The organism is Pseudomonas sp. GW822-FHT02G04, assembly GCF_058802085.1.
In genome coordinates, this window is record NZ_JBXANU010000001.1 from 117,222 (window position 1) to 132,807 (window position 15,586).

Here is a 15,586-nt window from a genome sequence, read left to right on the forward strand (position 1 = left end):
CATCATGCTGTTTCACGTAAAAATGACCGTGAATTTACCGGTCGACATGAACCCGGAGCGCGCCGCTCAGCTCAAGGCCGACGAGAAAGCCCTGGCCCAGCGCCTGCAAGAGCAAGGCAAGTGGCGTCATCTGTGGCGCATCGCCGGGCTCTATGCCAATTACAGCGTGTTCGATGTCGACAGCGTTCAGGAACTGCACGACTTGCTGATGCAATTGCCGCTTTACCCGTACATGGCCATCGAGGTCAACGCGCTGTGCCGGCATCCTTCTTCCATTCGCGAGGATGACCGCTGAACCCAGCCTGTTCAGTTCGCTACGCTAATAATTACAAGATGAGGATCCACCATGAACGTCAAGATTTCCCACACCGCCAGTGTCCAGAAGTTTCTCGAAGAGGCCAGCGGCCTGCTCAACGAGGCCGGCGATCCGCGGGTCAAAGCGCTGGTTTACCGCATCCTGCGCGATTCGGTGAACATCATCGAAGACCTGGCCGTGACCCCGGAAGAATTCTGGAAAGCCGTCAATTACCTCAACGTGCTGGGCGCGCGGCAGGAGGCCGGTCTGTTGGTGGCCGGGCTCGGTCTTGAGCATTACCTCGACCTGTTGATGGACGCCGAAGACGAGCAGGCTGGCAAATCTGGCGGCACTCCGCGGACCATCGAGGGGCCGCTGTATGTGGCCGGTGCACCGCTGTCGCAAGGCGAAGCGCGTCTCGATGACGGCGTCGATCCGGGTGTGACTCTGTTCATGCAGGGCCGGGTGTTCAATACCGCTGGCGAACCGCTGGCCGGCGCGGTGGTGGATGTCTGGCACGCCAACACCGGCGGTACCTATTCGTACTTCGACACTACCCAGTCCGAGTTCAACCTGCGTCGCCGGATCGTCACCGATGCTGAGGGCCGTTATCGCTTCCGTAGCATCGTGCCGTCGGGCTACGGCTGCCCGCCGGATGGTCCGACCCAGCAACTGCTCAATCAACTGGGCCGTCATGGCCAGCGGCCGGCGCACATTCACTTCTTCATTTCGGCACCGGATCATCGTCATCTGACCACCCAGATCAACCTCGACGGTGATCAGTACCTGCATGACGATTTTGCCTACGCCACCCGTGACGAACTGATCGCCAAAATCACCTTCAGCGACGATCCGCAGCGTGCGGCGGCGCATGGCGTGAGCGGGCGCTTTGCCGAAATCGATTTCGACTTCACCCTGCAGTCGTCCGCCCAGCCTGAGGAGCAGCAACGCCACGAACGGGTCCGCGCACTCGAGGACTGATACCCTCGACCAGCCGAACCGGGCCACGAGATAACCGACCGTTTATCTCGTGGCCTTCTGTGTTTCGGCCCTAGAATGGCGGCGCCACCGATAACAACAATGAGAGTGAACCGATGATGCAAGCGCAATTGTTGAGTCATCGCAGCAGAGTCTTCGACCATGCAGACCCGTATGCGGTGTCGGGCTATGTCAATCAGCACGTCGGCAACCATTGCCTGCAGATGCCCAGGGCCGGCCGGCCGCTGGCCAGCCTCGATCATCGCAAGTTCGCCAGCCTTGATCTGTGCCGCATCAGTTATGGCGCCAGCGTGCGGGTTACCTCCGGCGCGCTGGACAGCATCTATCACTTGCAGGTGCTGCTGCGCGGCAATTGCCTGTGGCGTGGCCACGGTCAGGAACATTACTTCGCGCCCGGCGAGTTGCTGCTGATCAACCCGGATGATCCGGTGGATCTGACCTATTCCAGTGATTGCGAAAAATTCATCCTGAAAGTCCCCACCCGGCTGCTGGAATCGGTGTGCGAGGAGCAGCGCTGGCGGTATCCGGGGCAGGGCGTGCGGTTTCTGGAGAACCGTTATCAGCTCAATCAACTGGAAGGTTTCGTCGGCCTGCTGGCGATGATTTGCCAAGAGGCGGAAGCCGCCGAGCCGATTCCTCGCGTGCAGGAGCACTATGCGCAAATCGTGGTCAGCAAGATGCTCGGCCTGATGAAAACCAACGTCATGCGCACCGACCCTGGTTCAGCCTCGGCCACGTTCGAGGCGCTGGTCGATTACATCGCCTGCAACCTCAAGCAAGACATCGACAGCGAAGAACTGGCGCGCCAGGCGCGGATGAGCTTGCGTTCGCTGTATGGGCTGTTCGAACGCAATGCGGGGGACACGCCGAAAAACTACATCCGGCAGAAGAAGCTCGAACGCATTCACGCCAACCTGAGCGACCCGACCTGCAACGTACGCAACGTCACGGAAGTGGCCATGGATTACGGCTTTCTGCACCTGGGCCGGTTCTCCGACAGCTACCGTAAACAGTTCGGCGAGTTGCCTTCGGACACCCTCAAGCGCCGCCACTGAAACTCGCAAACACCACCCACCGATCGTTCCCACGCTCCCGCGTGGGAACGCCTCAACGGACGCTCCGCGTCCGCTTTTGGGACGCAGAGCGTCCCGGGCTGCATTCCCACGCAGAGCGTGGGAACGATCAGTCAACCACCGACCGTCCTTTGCACAAAACGGATACAGGTCTGCACCCGGCGGATAGTCCGCCCCATCCCCACGTCCTAGCATGGCCCTGCCTGAATAAAAACAATGGAGGCGGCGGCCATGTCCCTGCGACCCGAATACCTTCACTCCCTGCTTGAAGAAGACCCTGAACAGGGTATCTATCGCTGCAAGCGCGAGATGTTCACTGATCCGCGGCTGTTCGACCTCGAGATGGAACACATCTTCGAAGGCAACTGGCTGTACCTGGCGCACGAGAGCCAGATCCCCAACAAAAACGACTTCTACACCACCACCATGGGGCGCCAGTCGATCTTCATCGCGCGCAACAAGGACGGTGAATTGAACGCCTTTATCAATGCGTGCAGCCACCGCGGGGCGATGCTCTGCCGGCACAAGACCGGCAACAAGAGTTCGTACACCTGTCCCTTCCATGGCTGGACCTTCAACAACTCCGGCCAGCTGCTCAAGGTCAAGGACCCGGCGGCGGCCGGCTACCCGGCGAGTTTCAATTGCGAAGGTTCCCACGACCTGACCAAAGTCGCGCGTTTCGAGTCCTATCGCGGTTTCCTGTTCGGCAGCCTCAAGGCCGACGTGGTGCCGCTGGTGGAGCACCTGGGCGAGTCGGCGAAGATCATCGACATGATCGTCGATCAGTCCGCCGATGGCCTGGAAGTGCTGCGCGGTTCCTCCAGTTACATTTACGAAGGCAACTGGAAACTCACCGCCGAAAACGGTGCCGACGGCTATCACGTCAGCTCCGTGCACTGGAACTACGCCGCCACCCAGAACCAGCGCAAACAACGCGAAGCCGGCGAAGACATCCGCACCATGAGTGCCGGCACCTGGGCCAAGCAGGGCGGTGGTTTCTATTCCTTCGACAAGGGCCACATGCTGCTCTGGACCCGTTGGTCCAACCCTGAGGACCGCCCGCTGTACGAGCGTCGCGACGAGTTGGCCCGGGACTTTGGCCAGGCCCGCGCCGACTGGATGATCGAGAACTCGCGCAACCTGTGCCTGTACCCGAACGTGTACCTGATGGACCAGTTCAGCTCGCAGATTCGCATCGCCCGGCCGATCTCGGTCAACCGCACCGAAATCACCATTTACTGCATCGCGCCCAAAGGTGAAAGCGATCACGCCCGTTCGAGCCGAATTCGTCAGTACGAAGACTTTTTCAACGTCAGCGGCATGGCGACTCCGGACGATCTGGAAGAGTTTCGCTCCTGCCAGACGGGTTATCAGGGCAGCGTCACCACCTGGAACGACATGTCCCGTGGCGCCGAACACTGGATTGAAGGCGCCGATGACGCGGCTAGGGAAATCGACCTGCACCCGTTGCTCAGCGGCGTGCGCACCGAAGACGAAGGCCTGTTCGTGCTGCAACACAAATATTGGCAGCAGACCATGCTCAAGGCCCTGGCCGCCGAACAGTCCGAACTGATTGCAGTGGAGGCCGTGCAATGACTATTACCCATGACGCGGTGCGCGACTTTCTCTACCGCGAAGCGCGCTACCTCGACGACAAGCAATGGGATGACTGGCTGGAGTTGTACGCGCCGGACGCAACTTTCTGGATGCCGTCCTGGGATGACAACGACGAACTGACCATCGATCCGCAGCGGGAAATCTCGCTGATCTGGTACGGCAACCGCACGGGCCTTGAAGACCGCGTCTTCCGCATCAAGACCGAGCGTTCCAGCGCCAGCGTGCCGGACACCCGCACCTCGCACAACTTGAGCAACATCGAGCTGATCGAACAGGCCGACGGCCTGTGCAAGGTGCGCTTCAACTGGCACACCCTGAGCTTTCGCTACAAGACCGTCGACAGCTACTTCGGCAGCAGTTTCTACACCCTGGATGTGCGCGGTGAAAATCCGCTGATCAAGGCCAAGAAAGTGATCCTGAAGAACGACTACGTTCGCCAGGTCATCGATGTTTACCACCTCTGAGGCGGCCGTCATGACTCATTCCATTGCGTTCAATTTCGAAGACGGCGTCACCCGGTTCATCGACGCCAACGCTGGTGAAACCGTGGCCGATGCCGCGTACCGCCAGGGCATCAATATTCCGCTGGACTGCCGCGACGGTGCTTGCGGCACCTGCAAGTGTTTCGCCGAAGCCGGGCGCTACGACCTGGGCGAGGACTACATCGAAGACGCCCTCAGCGCCGACGAAGCGCAGCAGGGTTTTGTCCTGACCTGCCAGATGCGTGCGCAGAGCGATTGCGTGGTGCGGGTGCCGGTTTCATCGGATGTCTGCCGTACCCGGCAGGCCAGCTACGACGCGACCATCAGCGCCGTGCGGCAGCTGTCCAACAGCACCATCGCGCTGTCGATCAAGGGCGAGGCCCTGAGCAAACTGGCGTTTCTGCCGGGGCAGTATGTGAACCTCGGGGTTCCTGGCAGCGAGCAGACCCGCGCGTACTCGTTCAGTTCGTTGCAGCGTGATGGCGAAGTCAGCTTTCTGATTCGCAACGTGCCCGGCGGTTTGATGAGCAGTTTCCTGACCGGCATGGCCAAGGCCGGCGACAGCATGAGCCTGGCCGGACCGTTGGGCAGCTTCTATCTGCGCGATATTCGCCGGCCGTTGTTGCTGCTGGCTGGTGGCACCGGTCTGGCGCCGTTTACCGCGATGCTGGAAAAAATCGCCGAGCAGGGCAGCGAGCATCCGCTGCATTTGATCTACGGCGTGACCAACGATTTCGACCTGGTGGAAATGGATCGACTGGAAGCCTTCGCCGCGCGAATCCCGAACTTCAGCTTCAGCGCCTGCGTGGCCAACCCAGACAGCCGGCACCCGCTCAAGGGCTACGTGACCCAGCACATCGAGCCACGGCATCTGAACGATGGCGACGTCGATGTCTACCTGTGCGGCCCGCCGCCGATGGTCGAAGCGGTCAGCCAGTTCATTCGCGAGCAAGGCATTGCGCCTGCGAACTTCTACTTCGAGAAATTTGCCGCCAGCGCGGCCTGATCCGCGCTGTTGTGGGAGAGATACATGAACAGATTCCACGAAAAAATCGCACTGATTACCGGTGCCGCCCAAGGCATCGGCCGGTGTGTGGCGGAACGCATGGCCGCCGAAGGTGCGCGGTTGATCCTGGTCGATCGCTCTGATCTGGTGTTTGAACTCCAGAAAGAACTGGGGCAGGGCAGCCAGGTACTCGCGCTGACCGCCGACCTTGAGCAATACAGCGAATGCAGCCGCGTGGTGCGCACCGCCGTCGAGCGCTTCGGGCGTCTCGATGTGTTGGTCAACAACGTCGGCGGCACGATCTGGGCCAAGCCTTTCGAGCACTATGAAGAGTCGCAGATCGAGGCCGAAGTGCGCCGCTCATTGTTCCCGACGCTGTGGTGTTGCCATGCCGCGCTGCCGTTCATGCTTGAACAAGGCAACGGCGCCATCGTCAACGTTTCATCGATCGCCACCCGCAGCGTCAATCGTGTGCCTTACGGTGCGGCGAAGGGCGGGGTCAATGCGTTGACCGCATGCCTGGCGTTCGAAACCGCCGGCCGTGGCGTGCGGGTCAATGCGACTGCCCCCGGTGGCACCGAAGCGCCGCCACGGCTGATTCCGCGCAACACCGCGGAACAAAGCGCTCAGGAAAAGCTGTGGTATCAGCAGATCGTCGACCAGACCCTCGACAGCAGTTTGATGAAGCGCTACGGCACGCTGGATGAGCAAGCAAGCGCTATCCTGTTTCTGGCCAGCGACGAAGCCTCCTACATCACCGGCATGGTCATGCCGGTCGGTGGCGGCGATTTGGGCTGACAGGTTTGCAACACACCCTCCATGAACGGGAGTCATCCTGATGAGCGATAAACCCACCATTGTCCTGGTCCATGGTTTTTGGGGCGGAGCCGCCCACTGGAACAAGGTCATCGCTGAACTGATCCACAAGGGCCACACCAACATCCGCGCGGTCGAGATACCGCTGACCTCCCTGGCCGACGACGCGATGCGCACCCGCAAAATGGTCGCTCAAGTGCCGGGGCCGGTGCTGCTGGTGGGGCATTCCTATGGCGGTGCGGTGATTACCGAGGCCGGCGATCAGCCGAATGTCGTGGGGCTGGTGTACATCGCCGCGTTTGCCCCGGACGTCGGTGAAAGCCCCGGCAGCATTACCCAACAGCACCCACCGGCAGCGGCCGCGAACCTGGCCCCCGACAGCGATGGCTATTTGTGGGTGAAGCCTGAGCTTTACCACGAAAGCTTCTGTCAGGATCTGCCGGCCATCGACGGGTTGGTCATGGGCATCACCCAGAAAGCACCGTTGGCCAGCACTTTTGGCGACACCATCAACACGGTGGCGTGGAAGAACAAACCGTCGTGGTATCAGGTCTCTGCCTACGACCGGATGATCGCGCCGCAAAACCAGCAATGGATGGCGACGCGGCTGAACGCCCGGGAGATTCTGACCCTGAACGCCAGCCATGCGTCGCTGGCCTCGATGCCGGCCGAGATTGCCGGGTTCATTGACAAGGCCGCGACGGCTCTGGCCAAAGCCTGAGACTTACAAGCGACGCTGAAATGCTCTGACGATTCTGAGCGTGGCGTCGCTGGTGTTCAGGTTCTGGACGGCGTTCAGCGGATGCCAGATGCACTCGATGATTTCATTCTGTGGCCGAGCCTCGGCCAGGTTTACGACCGACGCTTCGTAGACATGGTGGCGGGTGCTGGCCGTGTCCAGCTCCATCAAGTACAGCAGGCCGTCGACCACGAGCCCGGTTTCTTCATAGAGCTCTCTTGTGGCCGCGCCCGCGATGGTTTCGCCGGGCTCGATTTTTCCGCCCGGCAGGGTCCAGCGCCCCCTGAGTTTGCGCACCAGGAGAATATGCCGGTCCTGCTCGCAAATGACGGTTGCGCGTACTTTCATGGATTACCTGACTGCCGGTTGTCATAAAACAGTCATAAAAATGCAATATTCAGACCGCAATCCGCAGACGTGTCTGCTTCAAGGGTTAGAGTCGACAGTGCGGTTGAAAGTGCATTTAACTGCCGGAATCCTGACGCGACGTCTGGTCGGCACTTCAGTGAAAGTCGGGTGTAAGGTAACTGAGTGGACCCTGGACTATCACTGCCGAAATGGAGGTGACTAATGAGCGTTCCGATGCTGACCAAAATGCACATGAACGGCTATGACGTACTCAGCGTGAACAGTGGCCCCTGGCGGGTGTGCACCAAAGGTGACCGGCTTGGATCCTTTGGCAGCCGAGAGGAAGCACTGGCCTATGCGGCTGCACTTCCTGCCTACAGAGCCCGATCGGTCAGATCGTCACGTAGCCACAAATCAGACAAATAGTGCGCTTGAAGCCCCGGCAATGCTGTGCACTTAAGAGAGTCTTGAATCAGAGAACCCTGTGGCGAGGGAGCTTGCTCCCGCTTGAGTGCGTAGCACTCACAAAAATCGGTATGGTTGTCAGATTTTTGGGGCCGCTACGCAGCCCAGCGCGAGCAAGCTCGCTCGCCACAAAGGTAGGCATGACCCAAGAGTACGCTTAAGTGAGCCGCGGTACGCCGGGGCTTTTCAGCGCTGTAAGATCGTCGGTCAGTAACCACCGCTGCCGCCGCCCATCCCGCCCGTGGAGGGGGAGTACTCTCTGGCTTTTTGTTGGACACGGCTCCATTCCGCGCAGGTCATGAAGCTTTTATGGTCGACCTGGCCCCTGCCGTCGAAGCTGACGTTGTACGGCTGCTGATGGCCGGCCTGGGTCAGTTTGTAATCAAAGCAGGTGCCAGGTTCCACCGTGCGGTCCGTGATTGATAGCGGTTTGCCGCCAATCTTCTCGACCTGATCCTTGGTCATGCCGGTTTCGACCTTGGCGACCAGCGGTTGGTCCCGGTAGATATGTGATTCGGTGTTGCAGCCACCTGTCGCCGCCAGCACGGCGATCAGCGCGCATAGAGGCTTGTTCATGACAGTGCTCTCTAATGAGCTTTCATTCGGGTGATGGTTTTAGCTTTCACTTCTTCAGCATAGCCCGACAGGCGTTCTTCATCGCCCTGGAACAACGCACACAGCCTTAGCGTTGCCTCTGCGTCCACATCATTGCCGGCCTGGCGCAACTGCTCGGCGATGCGCAAAAGCTCTACCGCCGACCACCGCAGATCCGACGCCACGCCTTGCAGGTCACGCCGAAGTTGCTGTTCATATTCGTTAAGCCACATGATGACCTCCTGCAATTCCCCGCTACGAAATAGTAATCCCATTTACCTCGATGGAGCGTTATGTTCGTCTGATCCGAAGAGAGTCAAAATCATGCAACAACCTGTCTACCAACTGCTGGAGGTCGCCAACGGCAAGCCGATCAAACTCTGGACCGAAGGCGTGCCAGTTGAAAGCGAAGCCCGGCAGCAACTGATCAATACCGCGAAGATGCCGTTCATCTTCAAGCACCTGGCGGTGATGCCGGACGTGCATCTGGGCAAGGGGTCCACCATCGGCAGCGTGATCCCCACCGTGGGCGCGATCATTCCGGCGGCCGTGGGCGTGGACATCGGCTGCGGCATGATCGCCGCGCGCACCTCGCTGACCGCCGCCGATTTGCCGGACAACCTGCACGGTCTGCGCACTGCCATTGAAAAGGCCGTGCCCCATGGCCGCACGTTGAGCCGTGGTCGCCGTGACGAAGGCGCCTGGGAGCGCGTTCCTCAGCAGGCCGATCAGGCCTGGGCGGCGCTGAACCCACGGTTCAAGGCGATCATCGACAAGTACCCGAAACTCGCCAGCACCAACAACCGCCATCATCTGGGCACCCTCGGTACCGGTAATCACTTCATCGAGGTCTGCCTGGACGAGGCCAATCGTGTCTGGTTCATGCTGCACAGCGGTTCTCGCGGCGTGGGCAATGCCATCGGCACCCTGTTCATTCAATTGGCCCAGGCTGACATGCGTCAGCACATCGCCAACCTGCCGGATCGCGACCTGGCCTATTTCAAGGAGGGCAGCCGGCACTTTGATGACTACGTCGAAGCGGTGGGTTGGGCTCAGGACTTTGCTCGGCAGAACCGTGCCTTGATGATGCAAGCGGTGATTCACGCGTCGCGGCAAGTGATCCGCAAACCCTTCGAGGTCGCGCTGGAGGCCGTGAACTGCCACCACAATTACGTACAGAAAGAGCGGCACTTCGGCGAGGACATCCTGGTCACTCGCAAGGGCGCGGTCTCGGCGCAGAAGGGCGAACTGGGGATCATTCCCGGTTCCATGGGGGCCAAAAGCTTCATCGTTCGCGGCCTGGGCAACGAGCAATCGTTCTGTTCCTGCAGCCACGGCGCCGGTCGCACCATGAGCCGTACCAAAGCCAAAAACACCTTCACCGTCGCCGACCAGATCCGCGCGACCGCTCATGTGGAATGCCGTAAGGACGCTGCAGTTATCGACGAGATTCCGATGGCCTACAAGGACATCGACAAAGTCATGTACGCCCAGCGTGATCTGGTGGAAGTGCTCCACACCTTGCGGCAGGTGGTGTGCGTGAAGGGATAGGGATAGGGATGGAAAGTGCTTCCACTGGTCGGGAAAATCAACGGAAGCGAACAGCTCTGCTGTCGTATTGAGGTAGTGATCTATTCGCTGGGGCGAGGTATCTCAAATGACGGCGACTGATGATTTCAGACACCATGCGCATGAACTGATCGTTGACCTGGACGCGGCCACCACCGAAATGATGAGGCTGATTTCGGCCCATCAGCTCAGCGGCGAGGAATGGGAGCGGGTTACGAAGTGGCAGCATGAAGCGTACGAGCGATGGATGAAGTATCTGAATGCGAGTTCGTATGTCGATCCCGGCTCGGGGGCCGATCCGGGGCAGGGCGAGGCTTCTGTATAAAGGCTCTTATGATAGGGGCATAGCCCCAGCGTTTGCTGGATGTCTGCGTAAGTACAGGCTACATTTCCCGTTTTTCAGGATAGGGAAGCATCATGCGGATGTTGATAGCGGGAGTAGCGGTGGCTGCGTTGGCGGGCTGTTCATTGCCCACATCCCTGGTGCCCGGTGAGCCCAATGTCAGCAAATACAGCGATAAGGCGCCCAAGGAATATGCCGGGTGTGTGTTGCCGTTGTGGCGTCAGGAGATTGCTGGAACGACGCAAACCGCGATTTCCAATGGCTATCGGATTACTGCACCGAGCGTCATCACAGCTGACGAAATTCTGGATATCGTGAAGTCGAAGGATGGCAGCCGGGTATCGCTTTACCAAGGGCCGCCATGGGCCAAGTCAGGAGCGTTGCGCCAGGCTGTCCGGGATTGTTTGTAACGGTTTCTTCAGTAGATGACTCAAAAAAAGTGTGGATATTTAATGGGTTGCGAGATTTAGTAACTGGATGGTGAGTTAAAATATCTTGTTACAGATCAATTGATTGGGTAATATTGCCCTGCGTTCACCACCACGGTTTATGCATTTTTAAAGCCCAGGCGTCCATCAGCTGCCTGGGCTTTTTTTTGTCTGGAATTTGGCGATTGCTGACAAGCACGCTGCCGGCAGAGCGCCAGCAGCGTCGGTAATGAGGTGGGTAAGAGCTATTGCTGCCTGTTGTTACCCGGCCGGATCAGCCTTGCGCCGATCACTGCCAGAAGGATTGCCGGTGTTTATAAGCCTTCTCTCGACCAGGACGTTTTGCAGGGCCTGGCGTGCCGAAGGATCCAGTTGATGTTCTCTCTCCTTGAGTTCAAGCAAGATGGGGCTGGACCAGCCACGATAGGTTTGTTCGCAAATACGAGTAGGCGTCATCTATCTCTCCCTGATTGAGTCGCCCGACACCACAGTGGGCGAAATCCTGTGCGATAAAAATCCTAGTCGAGGAAATGAGTTGTCGCCAGTGATCGTCCTTGCAATAAGGTGCCGACTATCTTGATCGACGCAAGTTGTTCGCGATTCGGGCGTAAAATGACAAAGCTACCTCATCAAAAGGAGCCGCATATGATCGCCGACCAAACGATTAGACAGGCGTCGGAGCAAAGCACTGTTTGGGACCAATATTTCTGTGCTGCGCTGATTGCCGAAAGCCATCTGACGGCACCGGTGGTAGGAGAAACCACCCACGAAGACAGGCAAAAACTGCTGATCCAAAGGGCCAAAGCGCTCGCCGACAAGATGCTTGAAAACAGAAGATAAAACGGAGCCCGGCCAGTGCGCCGGGCTCTTCACTTATCGCCCCTTTGACAGGTCACCTGGGCAGGCGGCGCGATGGACTGATCTGGTTTTTTTTGGGCGCTGAGTTCTTTGTTCGTGGATCGTCTACAGTTGGTAATTCATGGATACGGAGATCGAACATGAAGTGCTTAATTTGTCACGCTGTCTCTAACACTGTTCATGTGGCTGAAGACTGGTCAGAAATTGCATGCTCGGCTGGCTGTGGACGCTTCAGGGTCTCGGCCAACCTTATTAAAAAAATGAAGGGCAGGAACGAATCCTTTGACATCGAGCGCACAAGACAATGGCTCAAGATGTCCCGCAATGACGAGCCGGTGCCGTTGATATCCCGCTATGACTACAACGTTGCCTTGTTGCATCGCGACACCGGGGAGAAGTCGGCCATCGCGCCGAGTCGCTCCAGGCAGCCGCTGACGTCGGATTAGATTCCGCCCGGTCGTACTCAACCTCCGTAGGCGCTGGCGAAGGCTGCGATCTTTTGATCCTGGTCTTCGTGAGCCTGCAACATCGCCAAAAGATCGCAGGCTGCGTCAGCGCCTACAGAGGTTGGGTACATCCGTGCGATGACAGGTGTATTCGGTCGTTGTGGTTGCGTATATCCGCGTGATCATGATGAACGCTTGAACAGCCCATTACCCAACTACTTAATGAGCCTGTGCCACTCCACGCAAAACAGTCGCCTCGCCAACGTCGGTAATTTCCGATACAGCGATTTTCCTGATATATCGGAACTGGAAACAGCCAATCCTTCCGACCAACAGGAGCTTGCGCAGTATTTCTTCAACTATGCTGAATCAACCGAATAGCATGCTGGTGTTTTGCATTTTGATTAGCAACCTAAGTAGTGTGCCATTGGGTGAGTGCTCTTATGAGGAGAGCAAACTTAGGGAAGGAGAAAACAATGTCTAACGTATGGGTTTATAAGCTTGATGGCACAATTCAATGCGATAAAGAATCTCGCAGAACTCCACTTGCCGAAGCGAGAGCCGAGCTAAGTAGCTTGATAGGTTCCAACAACATTATCGGAGAGAAAGTCGGGAGTCGGGTCGTTCCGGAAGTGTGCGATTTTCCGACCGGAGGTTACAACGCTTTTGAAATTACAACTCAGGGCTGGTACATACTGCAACATGGTTTTCGTGGGACGGAAGGGTTTCTTCGGCTAGAAGACGGCCATGTAAGGTCAATGTCGCCGGAAGAACTGAATATAGGTCAGCTGATTGGCTCACTCACTTCGGCGCAACCACAGACAATTGCTCAATTGGTGGGCCACTCTCTTCGAGTCTATGAAACAGGTGATGCACTGACTAAGGACTGGAGGCCGGAGCGTTGCAATATTGAACTGAATAATGACCGAATAATCGTATCGATATGGTTTGGTTGATTTGATTTTTAGGGTCACTCATCCACTTCGTGGGTGAGTGACCCTATCCATTTTCATCCGGTTATCGATGGCCGTTCGTTAGATATTGGCGGTGGGCGGAGTTGCCTGATTGTAGGTGATAGAGGCAATCGTATTGCAGAGCCCGACCAATGTCTGCCAATCCTGATTGGCCGCGTTCAGATTCAGCTGAAGCTCGCTGAGGTTCAAGTCAGTGACGTTGCCGCTGCAGTTGGTCAGGTCCGTCAGGACTGTGTTCAGTTCGGACTCCAGCTCTTGCCAGACCTGCAGGACGAGGGCAATCTGGGTGCTTGCGGCCTGGGAAAGTGCGATCAGCGCATTGATTTGATCGTTCAGTACAGCCAGGCTTGCAGCCTGCCGCGTAACCGCATTCATATTGCTGTTGTCAGCCTCCACCTGACTCTTCAACGCTTGAACCTTGTTTGAAGCGATCACCATCGTAGTAATCAAGGCAGCGGCAGAAACGATCCCGAATGCCAGCCCAATTCCGAACGAGAAAATGGCGATAACAGCACCTGCAAAGAATGCAACACCCGCCGCAATGGCTGCTGCCGTCTCAACAGTTTGCCAATGACTGATTTCAGACTGTAGCGAAGCGATATGTGCCTTGAACTCAGCAATTTTCTGCTGATCTACTTGTTGCTCCCTAGTCGAGTCATTTACAGCCGTTGAAAGCACTGTTGCATCGGATGCCAAGGTATTGCTGAACTCGGTAATGGTCTGCTGGACCGTCACGGCGCTTTGCGTGTAAGAGCGAATCTGAGAGATCAAGCGGCTGAATTGTGTTTTCAACGCTGCAATCGCAGCGGCGTTGGTAGGATCGGACTGCAATACACTGACCAATGAATTGATGGTCGACATGCTGACGTTGAAAGCAATGCCGTATCCTGCAATGGAGTTGGGTATGCTCACCAAGTTAGCCGCAATCGGATACCACCCGTTGGCGTGGATTTGTGCGTTGCTGAAAGCTGTTTGGAATGTGCTGTACCACGTTGGCGAAGGGGAGATAGTCGGTAGTGTCGTATTGCCGATACCTAACACATACGCCATGACAGCATTGTTGGCATTGAAAGCATTGGCCAACTGTTGATCAATCGGCAAAGGGTCGTTGGATCCGGCAGCGAAAGTAGGCGGCGAGCTCTGTAAGTTTGCGATACTCGTGACGTTCGGTACGGGTTTCAGGGCGAAGGGGAAAAACAACTTCTTTTGCGCGTCCATGTAGAATCTCCTGATGTTACCAATTGATGAGTTGCACAGATCGAACGATTAGTACTTTAGCAATAGTGCTTGCTTAACCTCAGGCAGCCGACGCAACTATATGAAGGCTGGCGCTGCAGGTGCAGCACAGTTAAGCATGCTTTAGTATGGTGGCAAGGTAGTGGCTTATGTTGTTTTGCGCTTGCTATTAGTGCAGATCTGTTCTGCACGTTTTAACAATCAGTTAATGAGGATTTTATCGAAGGGTTTGTGTTTGTCGGTTTTTTGGCGCTGACAATCTGAGTTTCTATTGATGACAGTTGTAGTTATACAAATGGTAGTTGTTCGTCCTGAACATACCTATACATCTCCAATTTCATGCACAGGGGGACCGGTAACGGCGAGGTCACGATGCTCGAGCCAGCACCAAACGCATGGGCGTGCAGGAGCCGGGGGACGTGATTGAGTGCATGTGCATGTTCGGTGTCGAGAAGGGCGGACAGCCCTGCGAGGAAAAAAGCGGCTCCGGATGGATGGTTGAATTTGTAACTTGCTTGATACAAATATGAATCTGTATCATTTCGTTTCAAATCAAGGGTGCGAGGGAGTGCATTGCCCACATAAAAATAAGGTCCAGGTAATGCTCAAAATGCTACTCGTGTACGGTCATCTGATTGCCACCTGTATTGCTCTGGGGAGGGTGCTGCAGGCAGATCAAAAGCTATGGAACTGGCGCAAGGATGTGTTGAGCCAGGTGCAACGTGAGTATCTCGACGAGACTCAAAAAATCGTCACGCTCGCGCTGTTGGCTCTTTGGGGAAGTGGCTTGCTGCTGGTGCTCCAGGGTTACCTCTATGAGGGGACCGCGTATCTGCTCAATCAAAAGCTCTGGGCCAAGGTGAGTGTTGTCGTGCTGCTTAGCCTCAACGGCGCTTTGTTGCATCGGATCGGTTTTCCGCTGCTGCAGAAGGCTCCCTTTGTTTTGTTACACAGCTGCGCCCGGACTCGCCTTGCACTGTTGGGCGCGCTCTCTATGAGTGGCTGGTTATTTGCCGCATTCCTGGGGGTGGCTCGAGCGTGGAATCACGTGCTGCCTTACTTGCATGTGATGGGGGCTTTTGCCGCGTTCTCGTTAGTGGCTTGTGCAGTGGCGTGGATAGTCGCCAGCACAGCGGGTGCCATGGATGATGAGTGGTCGCGCACTGGCAGTGAGTAAAACCTGATTATGCCGGACGCAGGCTGTTCAGGTTTATTCAGAATTGTGTTCGGGACACAGGGCGCAACTCTCGATAAAGTTTTCACCGCTCACCCAACTTCGGCTCTTTACCAGGCACGGA

General features: G+C 57.1%; 21 protein-coding genes. 16 read left to right on the forward strand and 5 right to left on the reverse strand.

The window, feature by feature from the left end; translation table 11 throughout:
• Window positions 1-4: 4 nt before the first annotated feature.
• From catC to AC1RO5_RS00600, 8 genes are all read left to right on the forward strand, one after another.
• A complete protein-coding gene (catC, locus tag AC1RO5_RS00565) occupies window positions 5-295 on the forward strand; it encodes a muconolactone Delta-isomerase (protein WP_007936026.1) in 291 nt (96 codons plus the stop codon).
• 51 nt (window positions 296-346) lie between these two features.
• Window positions 347-1,276 (forward strand): catechol 1,2-dioxygenase, encoded by a 930-nt coding sequence (gene catA, locus AC1RO5_RS00570; protein WP_018927994.1) that lies wholly within the window; start codon window positions 347-349, stop codon window positions 1,274-1,276.
• Window positions 1,277-1,389: 113 nt separating this feature from the next.
• Window positions 1,390-2,349 (forward strand): AraC family transcriptional regulator, encoded by a 960-nt coding sequence (locus AC1RO5_RS00575; protein ID WP_493171802.1) that lies wholly within the window; start codon window positions 1,390-1,392, stop codon window positions 2,347-2,349.
• A 249-nt stretch (window positions 2,350-2,598) separates the two neighbouring features.
• Entirely contained in the window at window positions 2,599-3,963 is a 1,365-nt protein-coding gene (benA, locus tag AC1RO5_RS00580; protein WP_493171804.1) for a benzoate 1,2-dioxygenase large subunit, read from the forward strand.
• The gene (benB, locus tag AC1RO5_RS00585; protein WP_493171806.1) at window positions 3,960-4,448 is read left to right on the forward strand and encodes a benzoate 1,2-dioxygenase small subunit; all 489 of its coding nucleotides are present in this window, start codon (window positions 3,960-3,962) and stop codon (window positions 4,446-4,448) included. The genes benA and benB overlap by 4 nt, the downstream gene beginning before the upstream one ends.
• Before the next feature lie 10 nt (window positions 4,449-4,458).
• Window positions 4,459-5,472, forward strand: a complete 1,014-nt coding sequence (gene benC / locus AC1RO5_RS00590; RefSeq protein ID WP_493171808.1) for a benzoate 1,2-dioxygenase electron transfer component BenC — start codon at window positions 4,459-4,461, stop codon at window positions 5,470-5,472.
• Window positions 5,473-5,496: 24 nt separating this feature from the next.
• Window positions 5,497-6,270: a 1,6-dihydroxycyclohexa-2,4-diene-1-carboxylate dehydrogenase gene (locus AC1RO5_RS00595; RefSeq protein WP_493171810.1), complete on the forward strand. Its 774-nt coding sequence runs from the start codon at window positions 5,497-5,499 to the stop codon at window positions 6,268-6,270.
• A 40-nt stretch (window positions 6,271-6,310) separates the two neighbouring features.
• Complete coding sequence (locus AC1RO5_RS00600) at window positions 6,311-7,009, forward strand: alpha/beta hydrolase (protein WP_493171812.1); 699 nt, start codon at window positions 6,311-6,313, stop codon at window positions 7,007-7,009.
• A 3-nt stretch (window positions 7,010-7,012) separates the two neighbouring features.
• Here the strand turns inward: AC1RO5_RS00600 and AC1RO5_RS00605 are convergent, their stop codons facing one another.
• The gene (locus AC1RO5_RS00605; RefSeq protein ID WP_493171814.1) at window positions 7,013-7,375 is read right to left on the reverse strand and encodes an NUDIX hydrolase; all 363 of its coding nucleotides are present in this window, start codon (window positions 7,373-7,375) and stop codon (window positions 7,013-7,015) included.
• 222 nt (window positions 7,376-7,597) lie between these two features.
• Here AC1RO5_RS00605 and AC1RO5_RS00610 point away from each other — a divergent pair, with 222 nt between their 5' ends.
• Window positions 7,598-7,801: a DUF2188 domain-containing protein gene (locus AC1RO5_RS00610; RefSeq protein ID WP_493171816.1), complete on the forward strand. Its 204-nt coding sequence runs from the start codon at window positions 7,598-7,600 to the stop codon at window positions 7,799-7,801.
• A gap of 246 nt (window positions 7,802-8,047) precedes the next feature.
• On the opposite strand, the gene osmE is transcribed toward AC1RO5_RS00610, so the two are convergent.
• Window positions 8,048-8,416, reverse strand: a complete 369-nt coding sequence (gene osmE / locus AC1RO5_RS00615; protein WP_493171818.1) for an osmotically-inducible lipoprotein OsmE — start codon at window positions 8,414-8,416, stop codon at window positions 8,048-8,050.
• Window positions 8,417-8,427: 11 nt separating this feature from the next.
• Window positions 8,428-8,667 (reverse strand): hypothetical protein, encoded by a 240-nt coding sequence (locus AC1RO5_RS00620; protein WP_007941947.1) that lies wholly within the window; start codon window positions 8,665-8,667, stop codon window positions 8,428-8,430.
• Window positions 8,668-8,758: 91 nt separating this feature from the next.
• Here AC1RO5_RS00620 and AC1RO5_RS00625 point away from each other — a divergent pair, with 91 nt between their 5' ends.
• From AC1RO5_RS00625 to AC1RO5_RS00635, 3 genes are all read left to right on the forward strand, one after another.
• The gene (locus AC1RO5_RS00625) at window positions 8,759-9,985 is read left to right on the forward strand and encodes an RtcB family protein (RefSeq protein WP_493171820.1); all 1,227 of its coding nucleotides are present in this window, start codon (window positions 8,759-8,761) and stop codon (window positions 9,983-9,985) included.
• Window positions 9,986-10,091: 106 nt separating this feature from the next.
• The gene (locus AC1RO5_RS00630) at window positions 10,092-10,328 is read left to right on the forward strand and encodes a hypothetical protein (RefSeq protein ID WP_493171822.1); all 237 of its coding nucleotides are present in this window, start codon (window positions 10,092-10,094) and stop codon (window positions 10,326-10,328) included.
• A gap of 92 nt (window positions 10,329-10,420) precedes the next feature.
• Entirely contained in the window at window positions 10,421-10,756 is a 336-nt protein-coding gene (locus AC1RO5_RS00635; RefSeq protein WP_493171824.1) for a hypothetical protein, read from the forward strand.
• A gap of 279 nt (window positions 10,757-11,035) precedes the next feature.
• Here AC1RO5_RS00635 and AC1RO5_RS00640 read toward each other — a convergent pair whose 3' ends face one another.
• A complete protein-coding gene (locus tag AC1RO5_RS00640; protein WP_493171826.1) occupies window positions 11,036-11,230 on the reverse strand; it encodes a hypothetical protein in 195 nt (64 codons plus the stop codon).
• 189 nt (window positions 11,231-11,419) lie between these two features.
• On the opposite strand from AC1RO5_RS00640, the gene AC1RO5_RS00645 reads away from it, so the two are divergent.
• From AC1RO5_RS00645 to AC1RO5_RS00655, 3 genes are all read left to right on the forward strand, one after another.
• Entirely contained in the window at window positions 11,420-11,614 is a 195-nt protein-coding gene (locus AC1RO5_RS00645) for a hypothetical protein (RefSeq protein ID WP_019649233.1), read from the forward strand.
• A gap of 158 nt (window positions 11,615-11,772) precedes the next feature.
• Window positions 11,773-12,078: a hypothetical protein gene (locus AC1RO5_RS00650; protein WP_493171829.1), complete on the forward strand. Its 306-nt coding sequence runs from the start codon at window positions 11,773-11,775 to the stop codon at window positions 12,076-12,078.
• 476 nt (window positions 12,079-12,554) lie between these two features.
• Window positions 12,555-13,034, forward strand: a complete 480-nt coding sequence (locus AC1RO5_RS00655; protein ID WP_493171831.1) for a hypothetical protein — start codon at window positions 12,555-12,557, stop codon at window positions 13,032-13,034.
• A gap of 78 nt (window positions 13,035-13,112) precedes the next feature.
• Here AC1RO5_RS00655 and AC1RO5_RS00660 read toward each other — a convergent pair whose 3' ends face one another.
• Window positions 13,113-14,270: an HBL/NHE enterotoxin family protein gene (locus AC1RO5_RS00660; protein WP_493171833.1), complete on the reverse strand. Its 1,158-nt coding sequence runs from the start codon at window positions 14,268-14,270 to the stop codon at window positions 13,113-13,115.
• 619 nt (window positions 14,271-14,889) lie between these two features.
• Between AC1RO5_RS00660 and AC1RO5_RS00665 the strand changes: the two genes are divergently transcribed.
• The gene (locus AC1RO5_RS00665; RefSeq protein ID WP_493171835.1) at window positions 14,890-15,465 is read left to right on the forward strand and encodes a hypothetical protein; all 576 of its coding nucleotides are present in this window, start codon (window positions 14,890-14,892) and stop codon (window positions 15,463-15,465) included.
• The last annotated feature ends 121 nt before the right edge of the window (window positions 15,466-15,586 follow it).